14 protein-coding genes are annotated in these 18508 nt (G+C 32.4%); 10 read left to right on the top strand and 4 right to left on the bottom strand.

Annotated elements, in window-relative coordinates; genetic code table 11:
* Nucleotides 1–14 precede the first annotated feature (14 nt).
* The 3 genes from K337_RS0109695 (at nt 15) to K337_RS0109685 (ending at nt 4023) form a co-directional block, all read left to right on the top strand.
* A complete protein-coding gene (locus K337_RS0109695) occupies nt 15–1688 on the top strand; it encodes a LytS/YhcK type 5TM receptor domain-containing protein (protein ID WP_028856436.1) in 1674 nt (557 codons plus the stop codon).
* Nucleotides 1688–2404, top strand: coding sequence for a LytR/AlgR family response regulator transcription factor (locus K337_RS0109690; protein ID WP_028856435.1), 717 nt, complete (start codon nt 1688–1690; stop codon nt 2402–2404). The genes K337_RS0109695 and K337_RS0109690 overlap by 1 nt, the downstream gene beginning before the upstream one ends.
* Before the next feature lie 191 nt (nt 2405–2595).
* Nucleotides 2596–4023, top strand: coding sequence for a carbon starvation CstA family protein (locus tag K337_RS0109685; RefSeq protein WP_028856434.1), 1428 nt, complete (start codon nt 2596–2598; stop codon nt 4021–4023).
* A 129-nt stretch (nt 4024–4152) separates the two neighbouring features.
* Here K337_RS0109685 and trpS read toward each other — a convergent pair whose 3' ends face one another.
* The 4 genes from trpS to K337_RS0109660 all read right to left on the bottom strand — a co-directional run bounded on the left by trpS (nt 4153) and on the right by K337_RS0109660 (nt 9674).
* On the bottom strand, nt 4153–5115 hold the full coding sequence (gene trpS / locus K337_RS0109680; protein WP_028856433.1) for a tryptophan--tRNA ligase: 963 nt from the start codon (nt 5113–5115) through the stop codon (nt 4153–4155).
* 261 nt (nt 5116–5376) lie between these two features.
* On the bottom strand, nt 5377–7620 hold the full coding sequence (locus K337_RS0109670; protein ID WP_028856432.1) for a glycoside hydrolase: 2244 nt from the start codon (nt 7618–7620) through the stop codon (nt 5377–5379).
* A 64-nt stretch (nt 7621–7684) separates the two neighbouring features.
* Nucleotides 7685–9019: a sensor histidine kinase gene (locus K337_RS0109665; protein ID WP_028856431.1), complete on the bottom strand. Its 1335-nt coding sequence runs from the start codon at nt 9017–9019 to the stop codon at nt 7685–7687.
* On the bottom strand, nt 9003–9674 hold the full coding sequence (locus tag K337_RS0109660; RefSeq protein ID WP_028856430.1) for a response regulator transcription factor: 672 nt from the start codon (nt 9672–9674) through the stop codon (nt 9003–9005). Before K337_RS0109660 ends, K337_RS0109665 begins: the two co-directional genes overlap by 17 nt.
* A gap of 138 nt (nt 9675–9812) precedes the next feature.
* Here K337_RS0109660 and K337_RS0109655 point away from each other — a divergent pair, with 138 nt between their 5' ends.
* From K337_RS0109655 to K337_RS0109625, 7 genes are all read left to right on the top strand, one after another.
* Nucleotides 9813–10157 carry a toxin-antitoxin system YwqK family antitoxin gene (locus tag K337_RS0109655; RefSeq protein ID WP_028856429.1) on the top strand — a complete coding sequence of 115 codons (345 nt, stop codon included), beginning with the start codon at nt 9813–9815 and terminating at the stop codon, nt 10155–10157.
* A 103-nt stretch (nt 10158–10260) separates the two neighbouring features.
* Nucleotides 10261–10641 carry an endonuclease domain-containing protein gene (locus K337_RS0109650; RefSeq protein WP_028856428.1) on the top strand — a complete coding sequence of 127 codons (381 nt, stop codon included), beginning with the start codon at nt 10261–10263 and terminating at the stop codon, nt 10639–10641.
* A 396-nt stretch (nt 10642–11037) separates the two neighbouring features.
* A complete protein-coding gene (gene recG, locus K337_RS0109645) occupies nt 11038–13086 on the top strand; it encodes an ATP-dependent DNA helicase RecG (protein ID WP_425414016.1) in 2049 nt (682 codons plus the stop codon).
* A gap of 10 nt (nt 13087–13096) precedes the next feature.
* A complete protein-coding gene (locus K337_RS18175) occupies nt 13097–13801 on the top strand; it encodes a metallophosphoesterase family protein (protein WP_051251703.1) in 705 nt (234 codons plus the stop codon).
* 109 nt (nt 13802–13910) lie between these two features.
* Complete coding sequence (locus K337_RS0109635) at nt 13911–15416, top strand: glutathione ABC transporter substrate-binding protein (RefSeq protein WP_028856426.1); 1506 nt, start codon at nt 13911–13913, stop codon at nt 15414–15416.
* A gap of 22 nt (nt 15417–15438) precedes the next feature.
* Complete coding sequence (locus tag K337_RS19205) at nt 15439–16209, top strand: DUF4344 domain-containing metallopeptidase (RefSeq protein WP_051251702.1); 771 nt, start codon at nt 15439–15441, stop codon at nt 16207–16209.
* 329 nt (nt 16210–16538) lie between these two features.
* Entirely contained in the window at nt 16539–18260 is a 1722-nt protein-coding gene (locus K337_RS0109625) for a proline--tRNA ligase (protein WP_028856425.1), read from the top strand.
* Nucleotides 18261–18508: the final 248 nt, after the last annotated feature.

The raw sequence follows: 18508 nt of genomic DNA, 5'->3' as shown, positions 1-18508 counted from the left end.
ATAAAGGAGGAGCTATGTTCGGGCTTGTTGGAAATCTAATAAATAGTTTGGGTTATATCATAACGATAGCATTTTTCCTATCGAGGGCTAGGGGATTCAAACGGTTAATAAAAAAAGAAAAATATACAAAACTAGATATGGTATTATTATCTCTGATATTTTCTGTACTTGCTATAGGCGGGACCTATATGGGAACAGACTATAATGGTGCCATAGCCAATACTAGAAATATCAGTGTAGTTGTAGCAGCGATTATAGGCGGACCTATGATCGGACTTATCACAGGATTAACTGCAGGAATCCATAGGATCATGATAGATCCCTATGGGATAACGGCAATTCCCTGTGGTATAGCCACTTTTTTAGGGGGCTGGGGACTGGGATACTTAAATAAACTCAATGTAAAAAATAAATATATATTGGGGTTTATAGGTGGAATTATTATTGAAAATATCAGTATGGGATTGATATTACTCATGTCAAAACCATTTTATCTGGCTTTAAATATAGTGGAAACTATATATTTTCCTATGGTTTTAGTAAATGCTCTGGGAGTAGCCATCGTAATATTAATAACAGAAAATATGATGTTAGAAGAAGACAGGGTAGCAGGGGAAGAGGCCAGGTTAGTTTTGGAGATAGCTAATAAAACGCTGCCATACTTTAGAGATGTAAATAATGATTCATTAAAAAATGTATGCAGGACTATACTGGAATCTTTAGGTGCTAAAATAGTGGTATTTACCGATATGGAAGATATAATTTCATATTGTGCCCAGGATGAGAAATATGAAATAATGCATACAAAGATCCGGGGGAATGTCACAAAGGAAGTGCTTAGAACAGGGAAGTTTAGAATGGTCAATAAGGATGATGAGGAAGAGAGAAAATTAGATTGTATCTCTGAGGATATTATTTCATTTATAATAGTGCCACTCAAATCAGGAACTGAAGTAACCGGAGCATTAAAAGTTTATTTTTCGGAAAATTCCTATATATCGGAAAGAAATAAAAACCTAGTGCTTGGATTATCTGAGCTTATATCGACCCAGCTGGAGATAAGCAGGATAAAAAAATTAGAGGAGATGGCCAGAGATGCAGAGATAAAAGCGCTGCAGACTCAAATCAATCCGCATTTTTTATTCAATGCACTGAATACAATAACCTCCTTTGTGAGAATAGACCCTATTCAGGCCAGGAGCACAATTATTGATCTGGCGACCTATCTCAGATACAATTTGGATAATGGAAATAAACCTGTGGATATAGTTATGGAATTAGAGCAGGTAAAAGCCTATGTAAATATAGAAAAAGCAAGATTTTATGATAAAATAAATATGCACTATGAGATAGATGAAGATGTTAAGCTAGTAAAGATACCAAGTCTGACAATTCAGCCGTTGGTAGAAAATGCAATACAGCACGGACTCCTTAATGGAACAGGGGGAAAAGATATCTACCTCAAAATATACAGGGTAGACAAAAATAAAATACGTGTGATCATAGAAAACAATGGTAGGAGTATAGACCAGGAAGTGATCGATAAAATATATAGCGATAGTATTGAAAGTAGTAAGATAGGTCTTTATAATGTACATCGAAGGATAAAATTGATCTATGGAAAGGGATTGGATATAGAAAGATTAGAGGAGGGAACGAGGATAACTTTTGATATCAGGGGGGAATAATGAAGTGTATAATAATTGATGATGAATATCCAGCAAGGATGGAACTTCGATATTTTATAGAAAAATATGAAGAGTTAGAGATTGTAGGAGAATTTGAGGATTCCATGTCAGTGCTTAATTTTTTGGAAAAAAACAGCGTGGATATAATCTTTTTAGATATAAATATGCCAAATATGAATGGGATGGTCTTAGCTAAGTTGATCTCAAAATTTGAAATAAAGCCACAGATCATATTTATAACTGCATATGGTGAGTATGCAGTGGATGCTTTCAGCATAAAAGCTTTTGACTATATATTAAAACCATATTCTGAGGAGAGGATAATAAAAACCTTAGATAGTTTAATAGAAAAAAACATAGAAGAAAAACCTAAGGAAGAGAAGAGCATCAACAGACTGACTCTTTGGAAGGGGGAGAAGATGTATGTTTTATCCCTGGATGAAATTTATATTTTCGAAGCATGTGAAAGGGAAACGAAGGTATATGCCAAAGGTGAAATATATTTTTCCAAACAAAAGATATCTGATTTGGAGGGGGAATTGCCAAATATATTTTTCAGGACCCACAGATCATATATAGTGAATATAAACAAAATAAAAGAAATAATACCTTGGTTCAACAGTACGTATAACCTGAAGATAGAGGATTTGGATGTAGAAGTTCCTGTGAGCCGGAATAAGATAAAAGAATTTCGAACTTTGCTGAATATAAAATAGAAAACAAAACTAATAGTTCCAAAATAGAACTAGGTGACTTGATAAAGATCGGGACTTCAAAATGCATTTCATGACGAATATTTGTATTTAATGTTTGAAATTTTGTATTTTATCTCTAAATGACACCTTGAATCTATAATAGATGTATAATAATCATATCAAATATATTAAATTTATTTTAGGAGGACGATATGATTACTTTTTTAGTATCGATAGTTTTATTAGTTTTAGGTCATCTATTTTATGGAAAATTTGTTGAGAAGGTATTTGGAGTAGATCCAAAAGCCGAGACACCAGCAATTAAGTTAGAGGATGGAGTAGACTTTATACCATTACCAGGTTGGAAAATATTTATGATTCAATTTTTAAATATTGCAGGATTAGGACCAATATTTGGAGCCATTGCAGGAGCTTTATTTGGACCGGTAGCATTTATATGGATTGTAATTGGATCAATATTTGCAGGTGGAGTACATGACTATATGTCAGGGATGTTATCTCTTAGAAATGACGGTAAATCAGTACCGGAATTAGTTGGAAAATATTTAGGACAACCCTATAGAATGGCAATGAGAGTTATATCTGTAGTACTTTTAGTATTAGTAGGAGTAGTATTTGTAGCAGGGCCTGCAACTATCTTACATGGATTAACAGGATTGAATGTACAAATGTTAATTTATATCATATTCGGTTATTACTTAATAGCAACATTAGTACCGGTAGATAAGATAATAGCTAAGATCTATCCATTATTTGGAGCAGCACTGTTATTCATGGCAGCTGGTGTAGGAGTAATGTTATTTGTAGGAGGATTTGAGATCCCGGAATTATTTGGAAACATAACAAATATGCAGGCAACACCTATGAAAACACCTATATTCCCAATGTTATTTATCACAATAGCATGTGGAGCAATATCAGGATTCCATTCAACACAATCACCACTTATGGCAAGATGTTTAACTAATGAAAAGCAAGGTAGAAGTGTATTTTATGGTTCTATGATTGCAGAAGGAATAGTAGCATTAGTATGGGCAGCAGCAGCGATGGCATTCTTTGGTGGAGTAAAAGGATTAGCAGGATTTGATGGAAATGCAGCAGCAATTGTAAATGTAATATCTAACTCATTATTAGGAAAAGTTGGAGGAGCATTAGCAGTATTTGGAGTAGTAGCAGCACCTATCACATCTGGAGATACAGCATTTAGAAGTGCCAGACTTACAATAGCAGATGCACTTAACTTTGAACAACACTCTATGAAAAATAGATTATTAGTAGCTATACCGTTATTCGTTATTGGATTCTTCCTTTCAAAGGTAGACTTCAACATTGTATGGAGATATTTTGGATTCACGAACCAATTGATCGCAACTATCGTATTATGGACTTCTACAGCTTACTTTGTAAGAGAAAAGAAAAACTTCTGGATTACATATATCCCAGCAGTATTCATGACATCTGTGTGTATCGCATTTATCATGATGGCACCGATCGGATTTGGATTACCAGTAATGATGTCTAAGTATGCAGGAATTGCCTTAGCAATAGTTATCGGAGTAGTATTCTTAGCAGTAAAAGATAAGGTATACAACAAAGAAGGTAAAAAAGTAACAGCATAACCCCCCCTTACTCTGCCTTCTCCTACATGGGAAGGACAGAGTAAATAATATAATGTAACAGAAAAGAGAGAAGATCCATTTGGATCTTCTCTCTTTTAGTTTATTGACTGGTGATAAATAAATTATTTATTATATCAGTCCTACTGCTTTCTTAACTTCTACCATCTTAGCTTTTGCTATTGCACTGGCCTTCTCGGCTCCTTCAGCTAATATTTTATCTACATATTCAGGGTTAGCGACTAACTCTTCACGTTTAGCTCTTGCTTCGGCAAAGTGCTCTAAGATAGCTTCTAAAAGTTCTTTTTTAGCATGACCATACCCGTAGTTACCAGCTCTAAATTTTTCCTTCATCTCTTCTAATTTTTCAGGTGTAGCGAATAATTTATATAAAGTAGTTACATTGTTATCTGGATCTTTAGGATCTTCTAACGGTGTAGAATCAGTTACAATACTCATTACCTGTTTCTTTAATGCCTTTTTAGGTGCAAACATATCGATGGTATTACCGTATGATTTTGACATTTTAGCCCCGTCTACTCCAGGAACTACTGCTGTACTCTCGACAATCATAGGTTCTGGTAGTTTGAAAATTTCAGTGTATTTCTCATTGAACTTTGTAGCTATGTCACGAGTCATCTCTAGATGTTGTTTTTGGTCTTTTCCAACTGGAACCATGTCTACATCATACATTAAGATATCCGCTGCCATAAGTACTGGGTATGTGAATAATCCTGTATTAGATGAGATACCACGAGCACTTTTGTCTTTAAATGAGTGACCTCTCTCCAGTAAAGCCATTGGAGTTAAATTTGATAAAACCCACATAAGTTCTGTATGTTCTGGTACATGAGACTGGATAAAGATGCTGGCTTTGGCAGGATCTACTCCTAATGCTAAGTAGTCTAAAACTACATCTCTGGTGTTTTTACGTAATGCGTCTGCATCTGTAGAAGATGTAAGAGCGTGGTAATCTGCTACGAAGAACAGACAGTCGTTTTCTTCCTGGAATTTGATAAATTGTTGTATTGCACCAAAATAGTTTCCTATATGTAAGATTCCACTTGGTTGTATTCCTGATATTATTTTTTTCATGGTTCCCTCCTATAATAAAAAAAGACCAGTCGAGATGACTGGTCAAGTATATATATTTTCCCTTCGATTCTATATTTTAGTTTAGAATTAAAGGATAAAAAAGATATTACTATTGATTAGACGTCAATCTACTTAGATGAAACAGTATTAAAATTATTAGATAAATTTCTCCACCACCAAGTAAATCTCTTTGACACAATAGCTACCTCCTTTATAGATTATTTTAGATAAATGATACCTTTTTTAGGTGGGAATGTCAACTTATTTAGGGCTATATTTCTCTTTTTTTCCAGTTTCATGATCTAAAATAATAAGGGATTGTTTTTTTATTTTTTCTCCATTATAAAATTTATCAATGGTAGAATAATTCGTTATGATACTGTATCTCTTTCCAAATTCAGTTTTTTGGAGTGTATTATCACTGGATAGATATTCAAAATTAGTCATAGGTAGTTTTACCAAGATTTTATGCCATTTAGAGAAAAAAACTGCATGGGGAACTATATATTTTTTGTCCCTCCTCCAAACTCTTCTATCAAGATGATATAAAGGCGGTATATTATATGAAATTTCCATAAGGTAGTTATTTTTCCTTTGACCTTTAAACTTTAAGCTTCCCATTGTCCAGTGGTGTGTTGTTATGACAGAATCATTGTAAACCAATTGGTATAAAGGGAGATTAAATTTATTATTAAAATAAACATATGAATAGATATCTTTTAATGGAACCTCTTTTTCAAACAGAGCAGGAACTCCTCCAGTAGGAGAGTAATATTTTCCCAAATAATACTTTGAAGCTTTATTTTTACGGAGATCTTTGTCTCCCCATCCAAACAAAGGTCTTGTCATTCCGTGAGCAAAACTAATATATTTACTTGAAAATCCCATTCCAGTTTCAGATCCTAAAACCATATTATAATTTTTAGAAATATAATTCATTTTTTTTATCCTTGCATTCATGTCATCTTTTTGTGTAGACATCCTGCTTGGAGTATAATCATTATGAAATTCGCCAGTAGCATCTACATCTAAAAACCATGAATTCATCTCTACACCATTGCTTAAAATTTTATCTATTCGATCTTTTATTAAGGGTATTGTGGTAGATGGATTTAATTTTCTACCTGTCTGCTGGAACCCCTTAATTTTTTCCCCATTTCTGCCTGTAATAGTATTGTTGTCATAGGCATTTTTATTATTGAATTCAACTGTTGACCATGCCTTAGCTCCTGGTTTGACAATTGTATGGTATGAATCGTAGACTCCGAATAGATATCCCATTTTATTTGCTCGCTTAACAACTTCAGGGTTACCGATAGCATAGAGGTCGTTGTTGTCTCCCAGCCAAGCTCTGTCTATATTATTATTTTTAAGTTCTGTCAAAATATAGTTAGATACACCATCTCCAAAACTGTCCAAAGGATTTAAATATTTTCTATATCTATTATAGAATTCATATTTGTTTTTCAAAATTTTATCACTGTTACTGAATTGTTTGGGATATTGAAGTAAGTTTTTTTGTTCTAAAGAATGATTGATTCCCTTTATAAAAATATTTACATTGTGGCTGTAATATTCTTTTACTTCAGTTTTTAAATTTTTTGTAAATTCATCTTTTTCGTCATAATTTTTTAGTCCGGAGTAGATTTTTTTAGCGATATTATCCTCTTTAATTTTTAAATCTTTTTTAAAAGCATGATATAGTCCCTTGGGGTCTTTTACATTTTCTGCAGTGATAATTCCTAATCCCCATAGATAAAAATGAGAAGCACCGTATAATTTTTTTACGTTAGGATTTATTTGTGCTTTTTCTTCCAATGTTTTAAAGTCTTTATTTTTGATCAGTAAATTTCTATATGTAGCAGTGATCTCTTTGATATCTTTAGGCAATATATAGATACTGAAAGATATAGTTTTTGGAGATTCCATAATAGGGAAGGTGTGGGTGAGGTTAAACTGTATATCCCCTTCGTTATCTGTAAATTTATAGGTATTATTAAAGATATTCCCGACTACTATCATAGCATTAAAATATTTATATTCGGAACTAAAGAAAGCCATGGAAAACCTTTCACTAAAAATTTCTTCCCCTTTACCAATTAGATAGTTTTTAAACTTTTTATCCTTTGTAGGAATTCTTTTCCCTTGATATAGTGGTAAAATAAAATTCTCTACCCCTTTTGAAATCTGAGGAAAAGTTATTTTATCGTCTGTTTTAGTAGCAGTAATAGAGATATCTAAACGATCTTTTATAACTTTGAAACTAAATTTTTTACTATTCCTATCAAAACTAATTTTATTATTGCTTTTTAAAACATTAGTTGGTTCTAGGTTATTCTGAGCTATAGACAGTATTTCCCTATGGGGACCTTTGTTTACAGTTACTTCTAGGGTATTAGTATCTATAAAATAAAACACCTCTCTACCAGAGTATATTTTGACCCTCTCTCCAAAAGTTGTAAGTGCAGAAAATACCATAAATACAACTAACAATATTTTTTTCATCATATCGACCTCCCTTTTTTTTTAGAGTACCAAAAAAAAGTGATAGAAAAGTGATATTGAAAAATTATATTTGCGTTAAATTTAGTTTATATAAGACTCCGTTATTAAAATTTTCTATAGTAATATCTATTTTTGAATGATCTAAAATATTTTTTATAATAGTGGTACCTAATCCAGATCCATTTTTATTTTTTTCTCCTTTCTCTGTATAAAAAATATTCCATATTTTCTCTATATCCTTTATTTTTTCTCCATCGTTATAAAAATTTAAATATAATTTATTGTCTTCTGTATTTAAGTAAATAAGTACATTCTTGTCAGCAAACTTAAATATATTTGAAAAAATATTATCCAATGCAATCGTTAATTTTCTTTGATTCCCTCTGAAAATAAGTTTATTTTCTACTTTATTTATACAGTTTATATCCAAATATTTGTTTATATATTTTATCTCTAATTCTTTTATTATTTTCTTCAAATCGACTATTTCTTCTATACTGGCTTCTTCTAAGCTGGATATAGTTAAAAGGTTGTCTATTACTTTTGCACTGCTAAAACATTCTTCTATGATAGTGTCTAAATAAAAGTTATTTTTATGAGGGATTATATTGTCTTTTACAGCAGAGGCATAGCTTCCGATGATAGCTAAAGGAGTTTTTAGTTGATGTCCTGCATTTCTTATAAAGTCCTCTTTTTCTTCAATTTTTAAATTTAATTTATCAATATTTTCCTTTAAATTAGTTCCTAAAATATTTATGCTTTTTCCTAATCTATCAAACTCATCATTTGTTTTGATATCATACTGGCTTTCAAATTTTAAATTTGAAAATTCTAGAGATATATCGTTTATTAAATAAAGTGGTTTTATCAACTTCCTCAAAATAAATACTAAGGTAATTATAGTTAAAATCGATAGAATAAAACTAAATATAAATAGAATATTCTTTAAATATGGAAAAAATTCGTTAAACTCAATAAGGGGTGTGATTATTGCTATTATTTTATTATCTGTACCTTTAAAATAAAGGATAAGGGCACTAGCATTGATCTTCGGCTGTCGATATTCAATTATTATTTTTTCTTTCTTCTCGAGTAAATCTCTATTAGCCTGCGTTACCCATATTTTAGTAAGGGGAAGTTTTTTATTGTATACACCCCATCGTAGAGAATTATTAAACTCTTCTAAATCAGCACTGTTATCTAATTTTAAAATGATCACATTGTTCTCTTCCTCTAATTTATTATTATTTATATATGAATTATATGTATTTTCTAAAATTTTAGATTTGTGTTTACGATAACTTATCTGAATCATAGATGTATTGAGGTAAAATAATAAGATAAAGTTTATGAGTAAAACAGTAAATACGGAGAGTAAAATTTTATTTTTTAATTTCATTTTTCACCTCCAAATAGTATCCAACTTTTGATTTGGTCTTTATTCCATCTATTCCTAATTTTTTTCTAAGTGATTTTATGTGTGTATCAATAGTTCTAATATCTCCATAATAATCATATCCCCATATTATATTTAATAACTGCTCCCTGGAATAGATTTTATTTTTATTCTCTACTAAATGAAGGAAGAGTTTATATTCCTTTGGAGTTAGGTTTATGCTTTCTTTACCTTTAGATATTCGTTGCTTTTTTTTATCGATAAAAAGATCAAATATATCAAATGTGTCTTCACCGTATACTCTAGCTAAAATAGATTTTATTTTTGCGATTAGTATTTGTGGATTGAATGGTTTTATTATATATTCGTCTATTCCCAATTTATAGCCCATTAACTGATCTTTGTCGTTTGAGTTGGCAGTTATCATAACGATAGGAATTTCACTAATTTTTTTTATTTCTGTGCATATATCAAATCCATTCTTTTTACCTTCTAACATTAAATCTAATAGGATAAGAGATATATTTTTAGAAGTATAGTATTGATTCATAGCTTCTTCATAGCTTTTAGCTTCTAAAACTTCAAATCCTTCACTTTCAAGGTAATCTTTTACTATTATCATTAATTTTAAATCATCTTCTACAATTAATATTTTCAAGTTATTCCTCCTAATTTATAGTTAATTTTATTATACCTAAAAAAAGTGATGAAAATATGATTAAATTGATTTTTGTTACTAATTCTAAAAAAAACTTTATGGTATACTTAATAAAAAGAAATAAAATGGAGTGAAAATATGAAAAAAATATTAATATTGTTGGCAGTTATGACTTTATTTGGATGCAGTGATAAAGGTTCGGCCCAAAAAATAGAGTTTAGAAAGGAAATCATCTATACCCTTGACGGAGAAAAGCCCTACACAGGTGAGGCAGTTCTATACTATGATGGAGATAATATAGAAAGCAGAGGTTATTCCAAGGACGGGAAACCAGATGGAGAGTGGACCTATTATTTTTATAACGGGACGGTAAAGAGAAAAGGAAGTTATCTAAACGGCAAGATGGAAGGCCACTGGATCTACTACTACCATAGTGGTGAAGTAGAAGGAGAAGCTGAGTATAGAAACGGGAAAGAGATTTAGGGAAACCCTTCATAAGACCCTCTCCTCCTAGTTTCTCCCTAGTAGGGAGAAACAAAGTGATAAATTAGAAACTGAGAGAGGATAAGAAAAAAAAGGAGGGAATATGGGAAAAGAAATATTTGATAAACCTTCAACGTTGGAAAAAAGAAGAGAATTAAAGAAAAATCAAACAGAATCAGAAGTTATTATGTGGGATAGATTAAGAGCAAAACGATTTAAAGGGATAAAATTTAAAAGGCAATATGGAATAAGTGAGTATATAGTCGATTTTTATTCTTCTGAATTAATGTTAGCTGTTGAAATAGATGGAAATCAACACTATAAAGAAGACGGTTTGGAGTATGATGAAATTAGAACTGAATATTTAAACAATATAGGTGTTAAAGTGATTAGGTTTAAAAATAAAGAAATTTTGAATAACATAGAAAAAGTTAAGAGAGGAAATAGAATGACCCTCTTCCTTCTTGTGTTTTCTTCCTCGTAGGGAGAAATCGAAGTGGAATAGTTGTGGTGTAGAAAAAATAGGTTCCCTTGCCCGATTGACGAGTACTAAAAAATTATATTTAGTAAATATGATTTTTACGATGTCAAAAGGGGGGAGGGGGTCCGTTAGGACCGGAAAGGTTAAGGTTAGAATATACTTCTTTCCCCCTATGAGGGGGAGAGTGCCTAAAAGGCGAGAGAGGGTAGAAACGACATTATAAAAATTATGTAAATGAAATATGAAAAGAAAATTTATAAAAATATTCGACGACTTTCTAAAATATATAGCTTCGATTCGATTTTTTATAATTTTCTTGAATATGGAATAATAATTTTTTTACGGGTGTCCTTTCTTGATTCCGTTCTTTGGACAAGCAAAGAATGAATGGAGGAACTTATGTACAAAAACTTATACAATAAAATAGAAACTTTAGATCTAAAGGGTGTAGGAGAAAAAACTATAGTTGCCCTAAAAAATCTGGGAATAAATACCATCATGGATTTGATATGTTTTTTCCCTCGAACCTATGAGGACAGATCTAATATAAAGAAGATAGGGGAGATCAGATCGGAAGAATATGTGGTGGTTATCGGAAGGATTATCTCGGTAGAAAATAGGAAAACTAAAACCCGTAAAACCATGACTGTGGCTCGTATTACTGACGGGACAGGGATGCTGGATATGGTTTGGTTCCAGATGCCGTATCTAAAGAAAAGCCTCCAGGTAGGAGAGGAATATGTATTTATCGGGAATGTGAAGAGGGGATATAACTTTCAGATTATGGGGCCGGAATACAGGAAATACAGTGGTAAATTAAGTGAGGAAATAAAACCTATCTATAGCAGTAATAGAAACTTATCTCAAAATGGATTACGAAAAATAATAAGAGATGCGATAAAAAAATATATCCCTTTCATGGAGGAAAATATCCCAGAAGAGATACTCCAAAAATATAAATTGATAGGTAGGAGGGAAGCAATTCTAAAAATTCATCTGCCAAAAAACTTAAGGGAAATTGAGGAAGCTAAGAGCAGGATGGCTGTAGAGGAACTCCTAATACTAGAATTAGGAATATTATCTAAAAGGTTTCAATTAGATGCGGATAATAACTCTAAGTACAAGTTAAATGACGACCGGCATATGGTAAAAAAATATTTAGGTAGTTTAGGGTTTGACCTTACCAGGGCACAAAAAAAAGTGATCACAGAAATATATAAAGATCTATCTAGCGGAAAGATTGTTAATAGGCTTATACAGGGTGATGTTGGATCGGGGAAAACCATTGTAGCAGTCTTAATGCTCCTATACCTTGTAGAGAATTCATACCAGGGAGTAATCATGGCTCCTACAGAGATTTTGGCTGTACAGCATTATCTGTCAGTAGTGGATGACTTGGCAGAATTAGGAGTGAGGGTGGAGATCCTGACTGGTAGTATAAAGGGGAAAAAAAGAGAAAAACTCCTATCTGAGATAAGGGAGGGAGTCATCGATATAGTGGTGGGAACCCATGCCCTTATAGAGGATCATGTGGAGTTTCACAAATTAGGATTGATTGTGGTAGATGAACAGCATAGGTTTGGGGTAGACCAGCGAAAAAAACTCCGAGATAAGGGTGAAATAGCTAATCTGTTGGTTATGAGTGCTACACCTATCCCAAGATCATTGGCTCTAAGTATCTATGGGGATTTAGATGTTTCGATCATAGATGAACTGCCTCCAGGAAGAACTCCTATAAAAACCAAGTGGATAGAGTCGGATAATGATCTGGAAAAAGCCTATGAGTTTATCAGAAAACAATTGGTTAAAGGAAGGCAGGCATATATCGTAGCTCCCCTTATAGAAGAGAGTGAGAAGCTTGATGTGACCTCTGCTACAGAACTTTATGAGGAGATGCTTAGGAGGTTTTCTGAATTTGAGATAGGACTTCTCCATGGGAAGATGAAAAATGCAGAGAAGGAAGAAACAATGGCTAAATTCAAGAAAAATAAGACGCAGATATTGGTCTCTACTACAGTTATAGAAGTAGGAGTGAATGTTCCTAATGCTACTATAATGATGATAACCAATGCTAATAGATTTGGACTAGCAGGACTCCATCAGCTTCGTGGAAGGGTAGGAAGAGGTGAGCATAAATCTTACTGTTTTTTAATAGCAAAAACAGATAATGATACCTCAAAATCCAGATTGAAGGTTATGGAATCAACTACAGACGGTTTTTTAATAGCCGAGGAGGATTTAAAACTTCGTAAACCTGGAGAGATATTCGGGACACGACAGAGCGGGATGTCAGATCTAAAATTTGTAGATATAGTTCATGATGTAAAAACTATAAAGCTGGTCAGAGATATCTCCATAGAGTATCTAAAAAAATATAGTGGAGAGATACAGGAAAATACATTGAGGATAGACATAGTAGAAAAATTCAAAGTGGATGAGATTAAATAGGAGTGGATTTATGAATATAGTGAAGTTAGATATGGAAGATTATGACAAGGTATGGATTATAAGTGACATCCATGGATATCATAATGTATTTTTAAAATTATTGGATAAGATAAAATTGACTGAAAAGGATCTGTTGATTATAAATGGTGATTCCTGCGACCGTGGGCCTTCTAGTTTAAAGATGTATGACACAATAGAAGAATTGGTTAAGAGTGGATTAAATATAATCCATACCTTTGGTAACCACGAAGATCTCATGGTCAATGCCATTGAAAAGGGTGAATTATTTGCCTGGTATAGGAATGGAGGGAGACAGACAGTTGATTCCTATAAGAAAAAATATGATATTTTGAATAAACATTTAAAGTATATAAAAAATATGCCCATAGCAGTTGATTTGGGTAAATATTTCGTAGTTCATGGAGGAATAAATCCGGAAAAAAGCATAGAGGATCAGATCCCCTATGAGATGACATGGATAAGAGGAGACTTTATAGACCACCCCCTTTTAAAAACTGACAAAATCGTAGTCTATGGACACACTCCTAACTTAGATGGAAAGATTCACTTTGTGAGTGATCAAAAAATATCTATAGATTGTGGAAGTTACGACACTGGAGTTGTAGGAGCTATTGAGCTAAAAAGTATGGAGATTATATATGAAAGTACAGACCGGTTAAATATATATTTGAATCAGCATTTTAAAAAAAGATAAAATTATATATGGATTAATACCATGGAAATATCGAGGAATTAAACTTGCTATTACTCTAATATAAAAGTAATATCATAAGGATATTATTTTATATTTAGGAGGAAAGAGTATGAAAAAGTTAATATTTATAATGTTGTCACTGCTGCTTTTAGCATGTGGAAAAAAAGAGGTAGCAGAGAAAACGAGAGATACATTAGTGATTGCAGATTCAGCTAATCCAAAATCATTGGACCCACACATGGGAAATGATGGAAGTTCTCTGAGGATAAATAAGCAAATTTATTCAAGGTTGGTAGAATCAACTGGAGATATGAAAATTATTCCTGGATTAGCAGAAAGCTGGGAACAGATTAATCCAAAAACTGTAGAATTTAAGTTGAGAAAGGGAGTTAAATTTCATAATGGAGAAGATTTTACAGCAGAGGATGTAAAGTATTCTTTTGAAAGGATGCAGACTTCACCAAGGATAGCCTTTATCTTACCGCCATTGGAGGAGATTAAGGTTATAGATGATTATACTGTACAGATAATTACAAAAACACCATTCGGTCCATTATTTGCCCACCTGTCCCACCCGGCTTTGGCTATTGTAAATAAAAAAGCCATAGAAAAGTATGGAAAAGATTATGGACAACATCCAGTTGGAACAGGGCCTTATAAATTTGAATCTTGGGATGCAGGGGATAAAGTCACTTTGGTTAGAAATGATGAATACTTTTTGACTCCTCCAAAATTTAAGCATCTTGTGGTAAGAAATATTGTAGAAGCTTCCAACAGGACCATTGGTCTGGAGACGAAAGAATTAGATATTGCTCTTTCCATTGGTGCCGTTGATATTGAAAATATAAAAAATAACAATAATTTAAAATTATTAGAAAAACCATCTATCTCATATTCATATATTGGTTTTAATAATGATAAAGAGGTCTTTAAAAATAAAGATTTAAGATTGGCTATAAACTATGCCATAGACAAACAAAGTATAGTGGACGTTGTACTAGATGGAGCAGGAAAAGTAGCGACCTCTCCACTTGCACCAGGTGTCTTTGGATTTACAGATAAAACAAAGGCATATGAGTATAATCCAGAAAAGGCGAGAGAACACTTGATTAAAGCCGGATATAAAGATGGTTTGACATTAACATTGACCATATATGAAGGGAATTCAAACAGTGATGTAGCTACTATTGTACAGGCTCAGCTAAAGGAGATCGGTATAGATCTGATTATCCAATCTTATGAAACAGGAGCGTTTTTTACATACACAGCTGAAGGAAAACATGAGATGTTTTTAGGGTCTTGGGGTTGTGTAACTGGTGATGCAGACTATGGATTATATGCAGTTTATCACTCTACGGCAAAGGGTGCAGCAGGAAACAGAAGTTTTTATAGCAATCCAAAGGTAGATAAATTATTGGAGGAAGGAAAAGTTTCTATAGATCCTGAAAAAAGAAAGGAAATATATGAAAAGGCTCAAGAGATTATCGTAGATGATGCTGCCGAAGTTATGTTGTATAACAGAATTTTAAGTGTCGGAACTCAAAGAGATATTCAGGGGTTAAATTTACATCCAGTGACGCTGCATGATTTCTATCCAGTTTCCATAGAGGAATAAAATGATGATTTAGGAGAAAAAAATGAAAAAGATATTAATATTATTTATGTTAAATATTGTGATTATTTTTGGTGGAGTTCAGGTTAATTATTCCCCTCCAACTGGAAAGAAGGAGAAAGAAGTAAAGGAATGGATGATAAAAAATAGAGTTATCGAAGATCTAGTAGATACTGTAAACCAAGAGATAAAGATAGAGGAAGAACTACAGGTAGTGGTAGAAGTAGCTGATAAAGACTCTGTCTATTATAGTCCTGAAGACCGTAAGATAGTCATAAGTTATGATTTTATAATGGAAATCAGGGAAAGGTTTAAAGATGAATATAAGAAGGAATGGGAAATCTATGCAAAGGATGCCATAGAACATACTTTTTATCATGAATTAGGTCATGCCCTGGTGGATCTTTTAGATATACCTGTTCTGGGAAAAGAGGAAGATGCTGTAGATGACTTTGGAATAATTATGCTTATCTTGACATTGGAAGATGGAGAAGAACGAGCTATCTCAGCAGCAGAACTTTTCTTTATGGAGGGGTTGGAAGTAGAAGAATTTACTTCTGAAGATTTAATGGACGAGCACAGTCTGGATGACCAGAGAGGGTATAGAAGTCTTAATCTGGTATATGGAAGCAATCCTGAAAAATATGAGAATATAGCAGAAGACCTGAAGATGGATGAAGACATGCGACTTATGGCTCAGGAGATGTTTGAAAGACAGACTATCAATTGGTTGAGGCTTTTAAAACCCTATTTAAAAGATGGTATTCTTTTAAATACATATAAAGAATTTCAATAAAATATCAGTAGCTATGAAATGATTTGAATAAAAAGTGGGTTAATCTGTAGATTAACCCACTTTTTATTTAGTAAAACTGTTAAACTTGGCGTATCATAGACAATGAGGCATCTAACTTATTTTTTATATTTTAGAATTAAGCAGGTGTAAACTACTATAAACTATAGAAAATTTTCACAAATTTCTTTTATATCAATAAAAATTTTGATAAACCAAAACAAACTTGATATAATGATAGATAAGAAAAATTACAAGATAAAATAATTTATTAATTTAAAATTAGTGATGATGGGCAATATTTCATCAAAATATTAGGAGGATTAGATCATATGAGATTCAGTAAGATGTATGCAAAGACATTAAAAGAAACACCAAAAGATGCTGAGGTAGTAAGTCATCAATTGATGTTAAGATCAGGAATGATAAAAAAATTAGCGAGTGGGATTTACACATACCTTCCTTTAGGCTATAGAGCATTACAAAAGGTAGAAAAAATAACTAGAGAAGAGATGGATAGAGCAGGTTCTCAAGAATTGTTTATGCCAGTATTACAACCAGCAGAATTATGGAAAGAAACTGGAAGATGGGATGCAATGGGACCAGAAATGATGAGACTTCAAGATAGACATGGAAGAGACTTTATATTAGGACCTACTCATGAAGAGGTAATCACAGATATAATTAGAAATGATATATCATCGTACAAATCTTTACCCCTTAGTCTTTACCAAATTCAAACTAAATTTAGAGATGAAAGAAGACCTAGATTCGGACTTATGAGAGGAAGAGAGTTCTTAATGAAGGATGCTTACTCATTTCATGCAACTGATGAATCTTTAGACGAAGAATTTGAAAATATGAAGGCTGCTTACACTAGAGTTTTTGAAAGATGTGGGCTTAAATTTAGATCTGTAGAAGCAGATTCAGGAGCTATCGGAGGAAGCGGATCACAAGAATTTCATGTATTAGCTGAATCTGGTGAAGATGAAATAATCTTCTGTAATACTTGTGATTATGCAGCTAACCTTGAGAAAGCAGAGAGTGTTGTTAAAGAAGAAATAACAGAAACTAAAGAAGAACTAGCAGAAGTAGAATTAAGAGATACTCCTAATGTTGCTAAGATAGACGACGTTTGTGAATATTTTGGAATTCCTGCTTCTAAGACTGTAAAAGCTATAACTTATATGGATACTTTATCATTAAAAGCATACATGGTCTTACAAAGAGGAGACTATGAGATAAACGAGGTTAAACTTAAGAACTTATTAAATGAAACTGATCTAGTTATGTTAAGTGAAGCAGATTTAATTGCCTATAACTTGGTAAAAGGTTATATGGGACCATATAACATTGAATTAGGTGATATGACACTTGTTGCTGATGAGAGTGTAACTAAGATCATAAACCATACTGCCGGTGGAAACCAAGTGGATACACACTATATGAACGTAAACTATGGTAGAGACTATACAGCTCATATTGTAGGAGACGTTAGAAGCGTAAAAGCTGGAGAAGGATGTCCTAGATGTAGCGAGGGAGAATTGGAAAGTGCCAGAGGAATAGAAGCTGGTCATGTATTCAAACTTGGAAAGAAATATTCTGAAAGTATGGGAGCTACATTTTTAGATGAAAATGGAAAGACAAAAACAATGACTATGGGATGTTATGGTATCGGAGTTTCTAGAACTCTAGCTGCTGCAATAGAACAAAATAACGATGAAAATGGAATTATCTGGCCTATGTCAATAGCTCCTTACTTAGTAGATGTAATTCCTGCAAACATAAAAGATGCAGATCAATTAGGATTAGCAGAAAAATTATATGCTGAATTAACTGATAAGAATATCGATACTGTAATCGATGACAGAAAAGAAAGACCAGGATTTAAATTTAAAGATGCAGACTTAATCGGATTCCCTATTAAATTAATAGTTGGAAGAGGAGCTAAGGATGGATTAGTAGAAGTTAAGGTTAGAAAAACTAATGAAGCTTTTGAAGTAAAAGCAGAAGAAGTAATTTCATTTATTGAAGAAATAATAGCTAAAGGTTAAGTAAATAAAAAAGGAACTCTGAGGAGTTCCTTTTTTCATAGATAGATAGTTTTAAAAATACATTAAATATACTAACAGAAATACAATAATTTTTCATTTCTAACTTTTTACTCTAATACTTCTAATTTCTAATAAAAATTTTGCCTTTTAAAATAATATCCAACTCACAATTAGTTGGTTGTTATTTTAAATTTGAAACCAATAACCATAATCTAAAAAGGGGTTATTTTTAAACCTTGAAACATAAC

Source organism: Psychrilyobacter atlanticus DSM 19335, from assembly GCF_000426625.1.
GTDB classification, from domain to species: domain Bacteria; phylum Fusobacteriota; class Fusobacteriia; order Fusobacteriales; family Fusobacteriaceae; genus Psychrilyobacter; species Psychrilyobacter atlanticus.
This window is presented reverse-complemented; position numbering and strand designations above follow the sequence as displayed.

Coding starts and splice junctions, on each gene's coding strand:
- K337_RS0109695 (WP_028856436.1), top strand. CDS start 15: ATGTTCGGGCTTGTTGGAAATCTAATAAATAGTTTGGGTTATATCATA.
- K337_RS0109690 (WP_028856435.1), top strand. CDS start 1,688: ATGAAGTGTATAATAATTGATGATGAATATCCAGCAAGGATGGAACTT.
- K337_RS0109685 (WP_028856434.1), top strand. CDS start 2,596: ATGATTACTTTTTTAGTATCGATAGTTTTATTAGTTTTAGGTCATCTA.
- trpS (WP_028856433.1), bottom strand. CDS start 5,115: ATGAAAAAAATAATATCAGGAATACAACCAAGTGGAATCTTACATATA.
- K337_RS0109670 (WP_028856432.1), bottom strand. CDS start 7,620: ATGAAAAAAATATTGTTAGTTGTATTTATGGTATTTTCTGCACTTACA.
- K337_RS0109665 (WP_028856431.1), bottom strand. CDS start 9,019: ATGAAATTAAAAAATAAAATTTTACTCTCCGTATTTACTGTTTTACTC.
- K337_RS0109655 (WP_028856429.1), top strand. CDS start 9,813: ATGAAAAAAATATTAATATTGTTGGCAGTTATGACTTTATTTGGATGC.
- K337_RS0109650 (WP_028856428.1), top strand. CDS start 10,261: ATGGGAAAAGAAATATTTGATAAACCTTCAACGTTGGAAAAAAGAAGA.
- recG (WP_425414016.1), top strand. CDS start 11,038: ATGTACAAAAACTTATACAATAAAATAGAAACTTTAGATCTAAAGGGT.
- K337_RS18175 (WP_051251703.1), top strand. CDS start 13,097: ATGAATATAGTGAAGTTAGATATGGAAGATTATGACAAGGTATGGATT.
- K337_RS0109635 (WP_028856426.1), top strand. CDS start 13,911: ATGAAAAAGTTAATATTTATAATGTTGTCACTGCTGCTTTTAGCATGT.
- K337_RS19205 (WP_051251702.1), top strand. CDS start 15,439: ATGAAAAAGATATTAATATTATTTATGTTAAATATTGTGATTATTTTT.
- K337_RS0109625 (WP_028856425.1), top strand. CDS start 16,539: ATGAGATTCAGTAAGATGTATGCAAAGACATTAAAAGAAACACCAAAA.